This window comes from Streptomyces sp. NPDC003016 (genome assembly GCF_053591455.1).
The window spans coordinates 147,506-162,082 of sequence record NZ_JBSFTV010000002.1 but is presented as its reverse complement, the minus strand read 5'-3'; the positions used below and the strand labels follow the sequence as shown (position 1 = coordinate 162,082).

Annotated in this window: 13 protein-coding genes; 3 read left to right on the top strand and 10 right to left on the bottom strand. The window is 75.0% G+C overall.

Annotated elements, in window-relative coordinates:
• Positions 1-36: 36 nt before the first annotated feature.
• The 5 genes from fxsA to ACWDZ4_RS02155 all read right to left on the bottom strand — a co-directional run bounded on the left by fxsA (position 37) and on the right by ACWDZ4_RS02155 (position 7,456).
• Positions 37-240 (bottom strand): FxSxx-COOH cyclophane-containing RiPP peptide, encoded by a 204-nt coding sequence (gene fxsA, locus ACWDZ4_RS02175; protein WP_451506550.1) that lies wholly within the window; start codon positions 238-240, stop codon positions 37-39.
• A 100-nt stretch (positions 241-340) separates the two neighbouring features.
• On the bottom strand, positions 341-3,559 hold the full coding sequence (locus ACWDZ4_RS02170; protein ID WP_451506549.1) for an SAV_2336 N-terminal domain-related protein: 3,219 nt from the start codon (positions 3,557-3,559) through the stop codon (positions 341-343).
• 7 nt (positions 3,560-3,566) lie between these two features.
• Positions 3,567-4,604, bottom strand: a complete 1,038-nt coding sequence (locus ACWDZ4_RS02165; protein WP_451506548.1) for an AAA family ATPase — start codon at positions 4,602-4,604, stop codon at positions 3,567-3,569.
• Between the two features lie 184 nt (positions 4,605-4,788).
• Positions 4,789-6,996 carry a VMAP-C domain-containing protein gene (locus tag ACWDZ4_RS02160; protein WP_451506547.1) on the bottom strand — a complete coding sequence of 736 codons (2,208 nt, stop codon included), beginning with the start codon at positions 6,994-6,996 and terminating at the stop codon, positions 4,789-4,791.
• 7 nt (positions 6,997-7,003) lie between these two features.
• Positions 7,004-7,456, bottom strand: coding sequence for a CU044_2847 family protein (locus tag ACWDZ4_RS02155; protein WP_451506546.1), 453 nt, complete (start codon positions 7,454-7,456; stop codon positions 7,004-7,006).
• Positions 7,457-7,593: 137 nt separating this feature from the next.
• On the opposite strand from ACWDZ4_RS02155, the gene ACWDZ4_RS02150 reads away from it, so the two are divergent.
• Positions 7,594-7,779 carry a DUF6104 family protein gene (locus ACWDZ4_RS02150; protein ID WP_010061466.1) on the top strand — a complete coding sequence of 62 codons (186 nt, stop codon included), beginning with the start codon at positions 7,594-7,596 and terminating at the stop codon, positions 7,777-7,779.
• Positions 7,780-7,788: 9 nt separating this feature from the next.
• On the opposite strand, the gene ACWDZ4_RS02145 is transcribed toward ACWDZ4_RS02150, so the two are convergent.
• Positions 7,789-8,679 (bottom strand): hypothetical protein, encoded by an 891-nt coding sequence (locus ACWDZ4_RS02145; protein WP_451506545.1) that lies wholly within the window; start codon positions 8,677-8,679, stop codon positions 7,789-7,791.
• A gap of 150 nt (positions 8,680-8,829) precedes the next feature.
• Between ACWDZ4_RS02145 and ACWDZ4_RS02140 the strand changes: the two genes are divergently transcribed.
• Positions 8,830-9,831: a DUF4097 family beta strand repeat-containing protein gene (locus tag ACWDZ4_RS02140; RefSeq protein ID WP_451506544.1), complete on the top strand. Its 1,002-nt coding sequence runs from the start codon at positions 8,830-8,832 to the stop codon at positions 9,829-9,831.
• A 1-nt stretch (position 9,832) separates the two neighbouring features.
• The gene (locus tag ACWDZ4_RS02135; protein WP_451506543.1) at positions 9,833-10,873 is read left to right on the top strand and encodes a helix-turn-helix transcriptional regulator; all 1,041 of its coding nucleotides are present in this window, start codon (positions 9,833-9,835) and stop codon (positions 10,871-10,873) included.
• A gap of 254 nt (positions 10,874-11,127) precedes the next feature.
• Here the strand turns inward: ACWDZ4_RS02135 and ACWDZ4_RS02130 are convergent, their stop codons facing one another.
• The 4 genes from ACWDZ4_RS02130 to ACWDZ4_RS02115 all read right to left on the bottom strand — a co-directional run bounded on the left by ACWDZ4_RS02130 (position 11,128) and on the right by ACWDZ4_RS02115 (position 14,400).
• Positions 11,128-11,691 (bottom strand): Clp protease N-terminal domain-containing protein, encoded by a 564-nt coding sequence (locus ACWDZ4_RS02130; RefSeq protein ID WP_451506542.1) that lies wholly within the window; start codon positions 11,689-11,691, stop codon positions 11,128-11,130.
• Positions 11,691-11,900: a helix-turn-helix domain-containing protein gene (locus ACWDZ4_RS02125; RefSeq protein ID WP_451506541.1), complete on the bottom strand. Its 210-nt coding sequence runs from the start codon at positions 11,898-11,900 to the stop codon at positions 11,691-11,693. Before ACWDZ4_RS02125 ends, ACWDZ4_RS02130 begins: the two co-directional genes overlap by 1 nt.
• Positions 11,901-11,932: 32 nt before the next feature.
• On the bottom strand, positions 11,933-13,354 hold the full coding sequence (locus tag ACWDZ4_RS02120; protein WP_451506540.1) for a cellulase family glycosylhydrolase: 1,422 nt from the start codon (positions 13,352-13,354) through the stop codon (positions 11,933-11,935).
• 80 nt (positions 13,355-13,434) lie between these two features.
• The gene (locus ACWDZ4_RS02115; RefSeq protein WP_451506539.1) at positions 13,435-14,400 is read right to left on the bottom strand and encodes a zinc-binding dehydrogenase; all 966 of its coding nucleotides are present in this window, start codon (positions 14,398-14,400) and stop codon (positions 13,435-13,437) included.
• Positions 14,401-14,577 lie beyond the last annotated feature (177 nt).

The window sequence follows — 14,577 nt, the reverse complement described above, 5'->3', positions numbered from 1 at the left end:
GACGGTGCCACCCATCTGTCCGGAAAGCGCCGCTGTTCAGCGGTTTCCCGGCTCGTCGCCCGTCCACCAGGCTTCCGCCAGCTCCCAGGGCCGGTCGAGCACGCGGCCGACCGCCTCGGCAGTCCCCGGATCGTCCATGGTGCGTAAAGTCCGCAGGTCGACGTCGGTGAGGTCGGGCACGGCCGGAGCCTTTCCGGCGTCCCGTCCCTGGCCGGCAACCACGGTGTTCCTGTGCGACACGCCCGACTCCCTCCTGCCGGCACCCGTCCCGCACGGCCGCAGCGGCTGCCCAGTTCTTCCCGAGACCGGTGAAACAGAAACATGTTCGACTTCACTCCGGTCAACCGGCCTTCATCCCGGTGAACGGCCACCAGGGGGGTGCCAGTCGCCGCCGGTCCGCCTCGGCCGGCCGCTGATCGTCCGTCCGGGCGCCCGGCCCCCGGCCCGGTTCCCGGTCGGCCTCCCGCAACCGGTCGGTCCGCTCCCGCGGCGCCCCGGCCTCCGCCCAGTCCACCTCGGTCAGGGACGCGATCAGTCGCTGCCAGCGGTCGTGCGCCTGCCCGAACGCCCGGCGCGCGGCCCCGGCGCGGCCCATGAACTCCAGGGTGCAGCCCTGGGCGTACAGCGCCCGTGCCGCCGTCCGGGAGCCCGGCCGGGCGCCGTGCGCGCGGTCGGCGTCACGCTGCGCGTTCTCGTACGCCTGGAGTGCGTCCGACAGCAGCGTCGCGGCCGACACGTGGGCGAGTTCGAACCTCACCCTGCCGAGCGTCAGCCATGCCTGGGCCCGTACCCCCGCGTCCGTCAGCCGCTTCGCGGCCTCCTCCAGCAGATGGCGGCCCTCGTACAGGTCCGGCAGGAAACCGACCCGCTGGAAGCGGAGCGCCAGTGCGCTGCCGAGCAGCAGGTTCAGCCGGCTGCGGGCCGGGGAACGGGCGGGCATCCCGGCGAGCGCCTCGCGCAGGACGCTCTCCGCCCGGCCCACGGTGCCCTCCCCGGCCGCCTCGTCCTCGGCGGCGGCGCGGCGCAGCAGCGACTCGCCCCACTCGGTGAGGAGTTCGCAGCGCCGGGCGCTGTCGGACGGTGCGAGGCCGGAAGCGGCCTCGTACGCCCGGTCGGCGGCGGCGTGGCCGCCCGCCGCGTCGTGCAGCCGCGCCTGGGCCGTCAGGCAGCGCAGGCGCAGCGCCGGGTCCTCACCGGCGGCCTGTCCGGCGCGGGCCAGGACCTCGGCGGTCTCCGCGTGCGGGGCGTCCGCGGCGCGCAGGGCCTCGGCGAGGTCGAGGAGGGCGGGGCAGCGGAGGCCGTCGGGGGCGCCCTCGGCGTCCAGCGCCGCGCATCCGCCGCGCAGTTCGCGTACCGCCTCCCCGGCCCGGCGCAGTACGAGCAGCAGCCTGCCCCGGCGCAGGTGCAGCGCCCGGCGGGACTCGGCGGGCCAGTCGGAGGCGTCACCGGCGAGCGCGTCCAGGGCCGCGTCGAGGTGGAGCGCGTCATGTGTCAGCCGCCACAGCGCGTGGTGGACGGCGGCGAGTTCCAGGCGGGCGTCGGCCCGCTCCCGGCTGCCCTGCGGGGCACGGTCGCGGGCTCCGGCGAGCGTGTGGGCCGCGCGCAGGAGGAGTTCGCCCGCCCGGTCGGTGCCGCGCACGGCCGGAGTCCCGGCTTCCGCGAACAGCACCCGCCCCAGCACGACTCCGGCCCGCGCTCTCCCGGGCGCGTCGCCGGCCGGCCCGCCGGTGTCCGTTCCGCCGCCGCGGGTTCCGCCGCCGCGGGTTCCCTCGTCGCGCAGCGCGGCCTCCGCGCGCTCGCGGGCGCGGCGGAGCAGGGACGGGTCGGCCTGGGTGTGCCACTGGTCCAGGAGGCGTTCGGCCTCGTCCAGCGGTACGGGGGTGACGAGGTCGGGCTGGTAGAAGCGCAGCACCCGGGCCGGGACGCGGGCGAACAGCTCGGGCTCGGCGCCGGACGCGTCGTCCTCGCCGTCCTCGCGCCGCTCCCCCCGCAGCCCGGGAGCGGCGCCCGTGCCGCGCTCGGAGAGCCTGGCGGCGGCGAGCGCCGAGAAGTTGCGGGCGCCCCTGCCGAAGTTGCGTTCCACGTACGAGGAGCAGTGCTTGAGCACGAGGGCGGCCGCGTCCTGGTCCAGCGAGTTCAGCAGCAGCTCCTGCACCCCGTCCGCGTACACGTAACAGGGCCTGGAGCCGGGCCCCGGAAGCTGCCTGAGCAACCCGCCGAGCAGCACTTCGGCGAGCTCCATCGGGCCGGTGTCCGGCAGCATGGCGCGCTGCACCAGCTGCATGACGGGCAGGGTGAGGGGCGCCGCCGCGAGGTGGACGGCGAGCCGGACGGCGCCGGGCGACGCGTTCGCCCGGAAGGCACGCAGCAGCTCGTCCGCGCTGCGGCCGGGCGAAAGGGGCGGTGGTGCGGCGGGGAAGGCCGGTTCCTCGGCGGCGGCCGCCGGTTCGCCGGCGTCGGCCCAGGCAGCCCAGCCGCGCACCGTACTGCCGCCGTGGTCGGACAGCAGCCGCGCCCAGGACGCGAACGCCTCGGGGGTCGGCGTGAGCACCGGCACGGGCCTGGCCGTCGCCTCCAGCGGCTCCCACGGCTCCTCGTCCGGAACGAACGCGGTGCGCCCGCCGGACGCCGCGGACCGCACCAGGAGCCCCGGTTCGGCGGGCAGTGCGGTACGGGCCCACAGGCGGGGCGGCAGCGGCTGCACGACGGCCAGCGGGGAGCGGCGCGGCCACTGGTGGATGAACCGCTGGGCGCGGCCCTGCTGCCACAACGGGCCGACGCAGTCGCTGACGAGGAGGGTGAGCCTGCGGCCCGTGGGGTCGTGGAACTGGTCGGCGGGGCGCAGCCGGGTGCGGCCGCCGGGCCCCGTCGTGGTGCCGATGAGGGGCGCGCCGCCGTCCCCGGCGTCGTACAGCTGGTGGACCTGGACGTCCCGGAAGACACCGGACTGCTGGCATGCCTGGCGCAGCTCCTCGACCATGCGCTCCCAGACGGCCATCGCGGGCCCGGTGTCCATGAGCAGCTGGATGTCCACGCGGTGGCGGTCGGAGGGGCGCAGTACCGGGCTGATGACGCCGGACATGGCGCTGTGCTCCGCCGTGGCGTCCTCGTCCAGGTGCCCGCCGGCGGCCGGGGGCGCGGCGGCGCGGTGGCGCAGGGGGCGCAGGGCGCGTTGCAGGCCCAGCAGTCCGGGCAGCGCGGCGGCCGCGGGAGCGCGTACGGGGAAGGCTGGCCCGGCGGCGCCCGCGGCGCCCGCGGCCCGGCTCCTGCCGCCGGGCGCGTAGAGCGATACGGGACCGGAGCCGGAGCCGGGGCCCTGGGACAGCCCCGGCACGCCGGAGCCGGCGCCTGGGTCCGGGCCGGCGCCGGCCGGATCGGGCCGGGTCGTCCGTCCGGTCCGGCCCGCGCCCCGGTCCTCCTCCAGGGGGCCGCCGGGGGCGCCCGCCGGCGTACGGCCCGGCGGAAGCCATCGGGCCAGCCAGACGGCGTCCGCGACCTCCTCGGCCGTGGGGTCGAGGCCGCCGCTCCTCAGCCTGCCGACGAGTTCCCCGAGGTCCATCCGGTCCTCACCTCGGGCGGTCGAGTGGCCGCATGAGCATTTCGGCGATGCGTTCCCGCGTGACGCGCTCCGCGCGGGGGGCGTGCTGGGTGAGGTAGAGCGCGTTGAGGAGCTGGTCGGCGGCGATGACCTCGCCCGGTGCACGGCCCAGGAACCGTTCGATCAGGTCCCGGCCCTCGACCGCCGCGTCACTGCCGAGGTGCGCCTCGACCATGGCGGTGAGCTGTTCCTCGCCGGGCGGTTCGAGCTCCAGCTGAATGCAGCGGCGGAGCAGCGCGGCGGGGAAGTCCCGCTCGCCGTTGGAGGTGAGGACGATGAACGGGAAGGTCGTGCAGCGGACCCGGCCACCGCGCACCGGCACCTTGCGGCCGTCGTCGGTCAGGACGTCCACGACCGGCTCGCGGTCGGCGATGCGCTCCAGCTCGGGAAGGGCGAACTCGCCCTCTTCCAGGGCGTTCAGCAGGTCGTTGGGCAGGTCGAGGTCGCTCTTGTCGAGTTCGTCGACGAGCAGCACCCGTGGCTGGTCGGACGGCAGCAGCGCGGTGCCGAGCGGTCCGAGGCGTACGTACGAGCCAATGCTCGAAGGCGCCGAGGGGGCCGGGGCGGCCGCCCCCGTTCCGCCCTGCGCCCGCTCCAGCTGCACGTCCTGGAGGCGGCCGATGGCGTCGTAGCGGTAGAGCCCGTCCTGAAGCGTGGAACGGCTGACGATCGGCCAGCGCAGGACGCGGCCGAGGCCGAGTTCGTACGCGACGGCCTGCGCCAGGGTGGATTTCCCGGTGCCCGGGTTGCCGGTCACCAGCAGCGGGCGGCGCAGGTACAGCGCCGCGTTGACCGCGTCGACCTCGGCGGGCCTGGGGTGGTGGTTCTCCACCAGCCGGCGCTGGACACCGAGCCTGCGGGCGGCGCTCGGGTCGGTGGCCGCGGGGTCGGTGGCGTCCGCGTCCGGTCCCACGGCGGCGAAATCACGCCACGGAGGCGGGCCGGGTAACCGCTGGACTCCGTCGTGCGGCGTTCCCGCGCCGCGATAGATCCGCCAGTCTGTCACTGAGTTTCACCTCGCGGGTAGGTGGGAAGGGAGCCGGATCCGACGGTCGTGCGGCTGTCGGGGCTGCCGAGGTTACCGCTCAAGACCTGCTCTGCCGACCTGGATTCCGGCCCGGTTGCCGACTCGGTCACCGGCCCGGTTGCCGGGAATCGAGCGGGCGATCGAGACACCCCCTGGCGGGCCGTCATGGGGTGGGTCCGGACAGCTGCTGCGGCACCCGGAGCGGCACACCGTCGTACGGCGGGCGGTCGGGCGGGTCGAAAAGCACGGCCATGGAGCCGGCCCAGGCCGCTTCCGACACCGTGTCGGGTGTCGCGTCGGGGTCCATGGAGATGATGCGCAGGGCACGTATGTGCCGGTGCAGTCCGTCCACGCCGTCGGCGCGTGTCAGCAGTTCGTCGGCGCGCGCCTGGAACTCCCGGCAGTCGCTGTGGTCCCGGCCGCATCTGCGCCACAGGGCGAGCGGGTGCCCGGCGGCGAGCGCGGCGGCCATCGCGTCGAGTCCGTCGCCACTGCCGACGGGCCCGCAGTACACCGGCACGGTGCCGTCCCCGGCGTCGGACAGCCTGGCGTACGCGGCCCTGCGGGACTCCCGGCGGGCGCCGGGGCCGTGTCCGGACGCGGGGACCTCGCCGCGCAGCGGCACGACGGTGAGCGGCCCGCGCACGGCGGCCTTCCAGCGGCGGCGCCATTCGGGGCTCGCGGGGCGGTCGCGGCGCCTGCGGTCCCGTATGACGACGATGCGCCGCTCCCCCAGCGCCATGCTGTGCTCGTCGAAGACCTCGTCCTCGGGCGACAGCCGCCAGGTGTCGAGGGGTTCGTCGAACAGCTCGCGCGGCAGCAGGGCCTCGACCGCCGCGAGGTGCTCCCCGCTGTCCCCGCGGCGCAGGGCGTCGGCGAGCGGCTCGCGCAAGGTCTCGCGGAGGCGGGGGCGGGGCACACCGCGGTCGTCGCCGTACAGCGGGCTGACGGTCCGCCCCTCGTAGAGGAGCTTGACGCGCCACGGGTAGCGGTCGCCGTAGTGGACCGGGTCGATCTCGACGAGCACGTCGGCACGGGCCTGCCCGGCCGGGCGCTCCCGCACGGACTCGAACGTGAACCCGGACTCCGCGCCGGGCCCCGGTCCCGGTCCCGGCCCCGGTCCCGTGCCGGATTCCGGTCCGGGCGCGTCCTCTTCATGGAGGTCCAGGGCCAGGACCTGTGCGATCTCCTCGCGGATCGCCTGGTGCGCCGACTCGCCCTGCGTGGTGATCCACTCACCGAGCCAGGTGAGCGCGGCCCGGTGGGGGCTTGCGGACCCGCCGCGGTCCCAGCCCCGGCCCTGGTCCCAGCCCCGGCCCTGGTCCCAGCCCCGGCCCTGGTCCCGGTCCCGGTCCGGGCCCCGGCTCGCGAGGTGCCTGACGACCTTGGCGGCGTACAGCAGCACCGCGTCGACGTCGAGGTCGCGCCCGCCCTCCTGGCCGCGCAGGTCGTACAGCAGCCCGGCGCCGTCGCGCCAGGTGCGCGGGTCGTGTTCGATGGGCGACTGGTAATCGCGGTGCAGCACACGGCGTTTGACGTCGTCCACCAGGGTCATGACCTCGCCGGGCCCGGTGGGCGGCGGCAGTTCGGCGAACCGGCCGAAGAGGTGCGCGCGCACGGCGGGACCGAACCCGGGGGCGCCCGTGGGCCGCAGACCGGCCTGCGCCCTGGTCCAGCCGCCGCCGGCCGTGGTGCTGCGGAACCGGCGCAGGTGGTGGCGGTCGTGCTCGCGCAGGACGGTGTGGAGGACGCCGCCGCCCGGCAGGTCGTGCAGCTCACGCAGGGCCGTGATGGGCACGGCGGCCCCCTCGTGCTCCGCGCGCCCCTTGTTCATGCCGATGACCGCGCCGTGCCGCAGGTCGACGACGGGGCCGCCCGAGCAGCCCTCGACGGGCAGACTGCCGCGCAGCAGCAGCGCCTTGCCGTCGGTGGCGTGAGCCCGGCCGACGCCGTGCCGTACGCCGAGGTCGCCGGTCTCCCTGGACCAGCCGTGCAGGCTCACGTCGGCGGGTATCGCCGGGGGCCGCTCGCTGAGCCAGACGCAGGCGGCGTCCCGCGCGTCCGGTACGCGGACCAGCGCGATGTCGGGGAACTCCCAGTGGTACCGGGGCTCTTCGGGGTCGGCGGGCCGCGGCTTGGCGAGGACGACCTCGCCCGTGGTCGTACCGCCCTGCCACGTGATGCCCAGCGCGCGCTCTCCCCTCCACACGGCGGCCTCCCCCTTTCCCACGACATGGGCGCAGGTCAACACCCAGCCGGGGGCGATGAAGAAACCACTGCCCCAGTAGTGGGTGCCGTGCGGGTCATACCCGCCTCCGGGCGCGGCAATGCGTACGAGCGAGGGGCGCACCATCTCGTCGAAGGGGTTCACGCCGCGCTCATACCGCGCCGGGGGCGGACGGCCGGGGCACGGACGCCGGCTCTGCGACCGGCCCCGGTCCCGTGCCGGGGGTCGCGCCCGTACCCGGGTCCGTGACCGCGCCCGGGTCCGTGACCGCGCCCGCGACCGGCTCGGTCCAGGTCAGGGAGACGGAGACGGACGCCGTGCCCCCGCCGCCCGCGAGGACCCCGATCACCTTGCCGGACTGCGCGGACAGTTCGATGCCGAAGGTCACGGCGACCTCGACGGGGGCGGCGGGGCGCAGCCCGGCGCGCAGCGACTGCACCACGCCCTGGACGACGTCGGTCAGCCCGCCCGCCATGGAGACGACCCGGTCGCCGATCCCGGTGTCCCGGAAGCCGCCGCCCCGGTCCAGCTCCTGCACCTCGCTGACACGGGCCCAGACGACGGTCCCGTCGTCGAGCCGAACCTGTGCGATCCCATTGGCCACAGCGCCCCCCGCTCCCCCACGCGATGAAGGGTGAAGGGTAATCGCTGCAGGGTACGAGCGCGAGGTCCCGGGGATCAGTGCCTATCCTGGCTTGGAACAACCGCTGTCCACCCCTGTCCACCCCACGGAGCAACACCTTGTACTTCACCGACCGAGGCATCGAGGAGCTGGAGAAGCGGCGCGGCGAGGAGGAGGTCACCTTCGAGTGGCTCGCCGAGCAGCTGCGCACGTTCGTCGACCTCAATCCGGACTTCGAGGTCCCCGTCGAGCGCCTGGCGACCTGGCTGGCCCGCCTGGACGACGAGGACGACGAGGACGAGTAGTACCTCGCCTCACCGGTGGCGGGCGCGCGTCCGGACGGCGCGCATCCGGTCGTACGCGAGACCCAGCGCGCCCTGCGCCACCAGCACCGCCCCCGCGAACGCCCAGCCGCCGCTGCGCCGCCGCAGGCCCCACAGGGCGAGCGGGACACCGGCCGCCAGCTGGACCGCGACCAGTACGCGGGCCCCGGGGCCGCGCGTCCAGGGGCCGGCGGGGCCCACGGAACCGACGGGGCCGGTGGAGCCGGCCTCGGCCGTGCCCGGTTCCGTACGGACCGCGTCGCACCGTCCCTGCCACTCGACCGGTTCCGTGTCCGGCCGCGCCAGTGCCGCCTCCCGCAGCCGGGCGGCCGGTTCGCCGGGGGTCAGGCCCGCGGGGAGCGTGAGGCCCGAGCGGGACAGCACCGCGATCACACCGAGCAGGCGGGTCCTGGCGTCCGCGTCGGGGTCGGGCCGGGTGAGCGCCTCCAGGGCCTCCATGTCGAGCACCGGGTCGAGCCCGAGCCGCGCCGCGAACGTGCGCATCGCCTCGTCCTCGCCCGCCGGTGTGCCGTCCGCCAGCCATACGTAGCCGACCTGGCGCCGGAAACCCGAAGCGAGCGTGAAGCCGGCCCAGTCCGCGTCCCACCACAGGGCGAGAACCGGCCAGCTGACGCCGACGGCGAGCGCCGTGACCCAGCCCGCCAGTACCCGGTCGACCGGCTCGCCGCCCTCCAGCCACGGCCTGCCCTCGGGTACGAGCACGCTCCACCGCTCCGCGGAGCCGCTCCTGCCACTCCGGTCACCGGCCGGGGCCAGCAGCAGCCGCTCGCGCAGCAGACGGGCTGCGGGGCGTACCGCATCGGGCTCGGCCCCGCACAGCAGCAAGGCCCCGGCGGGCCCGGATCCGGATGTCGCGTCCATGCCCTCACGCTAGGGCACTTTGCCCGCGTTCGGCGCGTATGAGTGGGCTGCCCGCGCCGGTCCGTCTCTTGACTTCACGAGTCCGCGATATATCGTGTTTAGCCATAGACGCGATATGTTGCGTCTGTCCCGTCAGATGGGGAGAGCAGCATGACAGAGCCGACATGGGCGGTCGCCGAGCCGCGGAAACTCACCTTCGAGGACCCGGTGACGGCGCTCAGCGTGCGCATCGTCAACGGGACGGTGAACGTCGTCGGCGTCGAGAAGGGCCCCGCCCGCCTCGAAGTGTCCGGGATCGAGGGCCCGCCGCTGACCGTGACCCACCGGGACGGCACCCTCACCGTCGCGTACGAGGACCTGCCCTGGCACGGCTTCCTCAAGTGGCTCGACCCCAAGAACCGGCAGCGCAGCGCGGTCGTCTCCCTCGCCGTCCCCGCCACAGCCTCCGTCGAGGTCGGCGTGATCGGCGCCGACGCCGTCGTCTCCGGGATCGGCGGACGTACGGCCGTGCGCGGCATCAGCGGCGACACCACCCTCGTCGGGCTCTCCGGCGCCGTCCGCGCCGACACGGTCTCGGGCAGCCTGGAGGCCCAGGGCGTCACCGGCAGCCTCAGCTTCCACTCCGTCTCCGGGAACCTGACCGTCGTCGACGGCTCCGGTTCCTCCGTACGGGCCGACTCCTTCAACGGCGACATGGTCGTCGACGTGGACCCCGCCGGAAAGCCCACCGACATCGCCCTGACCACGGTCTCGGGCGGGGTCGCCGTCCGTCTGCCGCACCCGGCCGACGCGACGGTCGAGGCGAACACGGCGAGCGGCTCCCTCTCCAGCGCCTTCGAGGGCCTGCGGGTCAGCGGGATGGGGGTTTCCCCTGCTCGAGGCGGTTCGAGAGCTTGGGGATGGGGCGCGAAGAGGATCACGGGCAGGCTGGGCGCGGGCAACGGCCGGCTGCGCGCGACGACCGTCTCCGGCGCCATCGCCCTGCTGCGCCGCCCGCCGGCCGGCCGGGACCCGGACGGCGCGGAGGCCGGCGGCGCCCCGCCCACCGGCGCGCCGCCCACGGACGGCTCCCCCGCGGACGCCCCACCCACCGACGCCCCGCTCACCGACGGCCCGCTCACCCACCCCCCGGTCGACAAGAAGGTGCTCTGACATGCCTCCCGTCTTCGCCCACGGCCGTCTGCGCCTGTACCTCCTCAAGCTGCTCGACGAGGCGCCGCGTCACGGTTACGAAGTGATCCGCCTCCTGGAGGAGCGCTTCCAGGGTCTGTACGCCCCGTCCGCCGGCACCGTCTACCCGCGTCTCGCCAAGCTGGAGGCCGAGGGCCTGGTCACGCACGCCACCGAGGGCGGCCGCAAGGTCTACTCGATCACCGACGCCGGCCGCGCCGAACTGGCGAGCCGCGGCGGCGAACTGGCCGATCTGGAGCTGGAGATCCGCGAGTCGGTCTCCGAACTGGCCGCCGAGATCCGCGACGACGTACGCGGCGCGGCGGGCAACCTGCGCCGCGAGATGCGGGCCGCCGCGAGGGAGACCCTGCACAACGCCGCGTCACAGCCCAAGGCGAGCGGCCGCGAGGGCGCGTTCGGCGACGGGTTCGGCGACAGCGAGGCGTGGCGCGCGGCGAAGGAGGAGCTGCGCAGGGCGAAGCAGGAGTGGAAGGAGCAGGCGCGCCGCGCGAAGGACGAGAGCCGCCGCGCCCGCGAGGACGCGCAGCAGGCACGCCACCAGGCCCAGGAGGCGCAGGAGAAGGCCCAGGAGAAGGCGCAGGAGCAGATGCAGCGGATCGCGCAGCGGGTGCAGGAGCAGGTGCAGGACCACTTCGCGCGGGGCGACTGGCCGAAGGGGGTACGGGAGGGTCTCGCCGAGATCACCAAGGAGTTCGGCTTCTTCGGCGGCCGGCCGCAGCCCGGCACCGAGCGGGACGCGGCGCCGGACACCGGGCCGGTCACGGAGCCCGCCGAGGTCAAGGTCGAGCGTACGGACGCGCCCGCGGAGCCCGAGTGGGCCCAGGAGCCCCCGTCCGGCGACCCGGCCCGCGACCTGGAGCGCCTCCTGGACCGCTTCCGCGACGACATCCGCGACGCGGCCCGCGACCGGGGCGTGACGGAGGACCAGCTCCGCGAGGCACGCCGCCACCTGTCCACGGCGGCGGCCCGCATCGGCGCGGTCCTGCGGAACCCGGAGGTCTAGGGTGTTTCCTCCGGACCGCGCGACGGCCCGGAGGAAGAGCCCCGAGCGGCCGGCACGGCCGAAGCAGCCCGATGGCGCCGACCAGCGGGAGGGGCGCGACGGCCGGGGCGAGGGCCGCCGTCGCGAGCCCCGGGCGGCTGTCGCGCCCGGCCCGGAAGCCGAGGAAGCCGTGAGGGGCGGCAGGACCGGCCCGGGACGCCTTCCCGGAGCGCCCCCGGGTACGCCCCCGGCCGCCGGACGGACTCAGGACGGACTCAGGACGCCTCCGGAGCCGCCTCCCGCAGCGCACGCTCCAGCGCGCCGTACGTCGCGCCGTACTCCGTCAGCACGTCGGCCACCGGGCCCGGCTGCGTGGTCAGCGCCAGCAGCAGGTGCTCGTCGCCGATGTGCCGGTCGCCGCGGCCCAGCGCGATGCGCAGGGACTTCTCCAGTACGCCCTTCGCCTGCCGCGTGAAGGGGCGGTGTCCCGTCAGCAGACCCCGCCGCGGACCGCGTCCGGACTGCATCGCACCCTCGCCGTGCGTCGCCTCCACCTTCGAGACGATCTCCGTGACGTCGATGCCGATCCCGGCGAGCGCCTCCTGGTCGGCCTTCGAGAGGCCGCCCCGGCGCCGCGCCTCGGCCAGCGCCCGTGCCACCGCTTCCCGGCGCCCGGCGATCCCCAGCGAGGCGAGAGCGGAGGACGAGCGCGTGCCCTCCTGATCCAGCAGGGCCAGCAGCAGGTGCTCCTCGGTGACCGAGTCGGCGCCCGCCCGTTCCGCCTCGGTGGCCGCGCCCTTCACCGCACTCCGGGCACTCTTCGTGAACCGCTCGAACATCAACGCCTCCCGTGCTTCTTGTGGACGGCCTGCCGGCTGACGCCCAGCTCGGACGCGATTTCCTGCCACGACCAGCCCTGGACGCGGGCGCTTCTGACTTGCACGGCTTCGAGCTGCTCCAGCAGCCGCCGCAGGGCGGCGACGGCGCGCAGTCCGACCCGGGGGTCGTGGTCGCCCGCGCGCTCGGCGAGATCCGTTGCGTCGGTCATGACTGTCAACTTACATTGACACCTCGCGGCCGTCAACCATGGTTGACACGGAGGGGCGGGCGGGAACCGGCCGGAGCGGCCGTCACGGAGATCCGCGCGCCCGGCCGGGCGTGGACCCGCCCGTCCCGCACCCACGCCGCCCCGGTCGCCTCCACCCGCCAGTCACGGGCGCGCGACGGCAGCGACAGCTCGGTGACGCCGCGCCCGGAGGCGACGTACGACAGGCGGTAGGTGCGGGTCGCCGGGTCGTACGACTCCCCGCGCACCCGGCCGGCGACGGCGGGCGCGTACGGCGACGCCGTCTGTTCCTTGTGCGTACGGAACTCCCCCGCCTCGTCCACCGCGCAGTAGCCGCCGCCGTAACACCACACGTAACCCGCCCAGCCGGAGCCGTAGCGGTTCATGGACGCCAGCGCCTCGCGGTAGAAGCGCCCCATGTTCGGGAGGGAGTTGTTGAGCGGGCCCCACTCCCCCACGACCACCGGGACGCGGTGCTCCTTCGGATACGCCGTCACCGCGGCCTCGTACGACTCGATCCAGCCGGCCGCCGGGTCGTAGTCGGCGCCCGCCTCCATCGCGGTGTTGTAGAAGTGCGGGGCGTACACGACCTTGGGGTCCTTGATCTTCCCGAGGCCGGTCTCCACCCCCTCGCCCACGATCGGCGTCGGCTCGACGAACACCCAGGTGTCCCGGTCGGTCGAACGCACCGCGTCCGCAAGCCGGTTGTGCATCGGTGTGATCTGGTCGCGCTCGATGCGGCGGGCGGCGGCGGGCAGGTCCTCGCCCTCCCGCAGCTCCCCCATCGGCTCGTTGATCAGGTCGTACCCGAGCACCGCCGGATGGTCCTCGAACCGGCCGGCGAGGACCCGCCACATGGCGGCCTGCGCGCGCTGGAGATCCGGGTCCTCGTAGAGATGGGTGAAGGCGCGCTGCACGGCCGGCTCGAAGTATTCGGAGAACCAGTCGTCGGGGCGCGGCGTGAACGGCAGCCCGTCGGTGCGCGTCGCCCACTCCGGGATGCCGCGATGGCCGAAGGCCGGTCCGAAGACGTCCTGGTGGGCGTCGATCAGCACCTGGACGTCGTACTTCCCGGCCCAGTCCAGGATCCGCTCGATCCTGCGGAGGTACGCCGCGCTGTACTGCCCGCGCCGGGGCTCCAGGTCGTCCCAGAAGACGAGGAGCCGGGCGAAGTTGAAGCCGCGGGCGTTCAGGTCGCGGAAGTGCTTCTCGGTGATGGCGGAGAGCGCCCTGTCGCCGCGGTTCGCCTTGTCCTCGACGTTCCAGCCGCGCAGGGTGAGGACGCGGCCGCGGTCGTCGGTGAGCCGCGGGATTCCGTCGCCGCCGCTTCCGCCGCCGGGGACACGTCCGCCGCCGGGATCACGTTCGCGCGCGCCGGCGGCCGGGGCGAGGACCCCGGCCGCCAGCGCGACCGTACAGACAACTGCGCCTACCATCCGGCCGGTTCGCACAGACACCCCTCCAGCACACGTCGTCGTCGCGTGCCGCAGAGCACATCAGCAGAACCGATGCCTCATCAAGGGGTCGTCAGCACGATCTTCCCGAAGAGGTCGCCGCCCGCCATCCGCTCGAAGCCCTCGCGGGCGCGGTCCAGGGGCAGCACCTCGTCGATGACCGGGCGTACGCCCGTCGCCGCGCAGAAGGAGAGCAGGTCCTCCAGCTCGTCCTTGGAACCCATCGTCGAACCGACGACCCTGAGCTCCAGGAAGAAGATCCGGTTGAGCTCGGCCGAGGGCGGGTTCGGGCCGCTCGTCGCGCCCGAGATGACCAGCGTGCCGCCGGGGCGCAGGGACTTCACCGAGTGCGACCAGGTGGCGGCGCCGACGGTCTCGATCACCGCGTCCACCCGCTGCGGCAGCCGCGCGCCCGGCTCGAACGCCTCCACCGCGCCCAGCTCGACGGCCCGCTTGCGCTTGGCCTCGTCGCGGCTGGTGGCGTACACCCGCAGCCCGGCCGCCTTGCCGAGCACGATCGCGGCGGTCGCCACACCGCCGCCGGCGCCCTGGACGAGGACGCTGTCGCCGGGGCGCACACCGGCGTTGGTGAAGAGCATCCGGTACGCCGTGAGCCAGGCGGTCGGCAGGCAGGCGGCCTGTGCGAACGACAGCTCCTTGGGCTTGGGGAGCACGTTCCACGCCGGGACGGTGACCTGTTCGGCGAAGGTGCCCTGGTACTTCTCGGTCAGGATCGACCGCTTCTCGCGCGGGCCGACGCCGTGGCCGGTCTCGCCGATGACGGAGTGGACGACGACCTCGTTGCCGTCGGCGTCGATTCCGGCGGCGTCGCAGCCGAGGATCATCGGGAGCGCCTCCTCGCCGAGGCCGACGCCGCGCAGGGACCAGAGGTCGTGGTGGTTGAGGGAGGCGGCCCTGACGGTGACGGTGGTCCAGCCGGGCTTCACCTCGGGCGCCGGGCGTTCGCCCAGTTCGAGGCCGTTCAGCGGCTGGTCGCGGTCGATGCGGGCGGCGTAGGCGGCGAACATGACCATGACGATAGGGCGGCGCGGTGCGTGGCGGAACCATGCTCCGGTGTGACGCGCGTCCCTCCCCGGCCCGCACCACCCCGGTGTGACGCGCGTCCCTCCCCGGCCCGCACCACCCCGGTGTGACGCGCGTCCCTCCCCGGCCCGCACCACCCCGGTGTGACGCGCGTCCCTCCC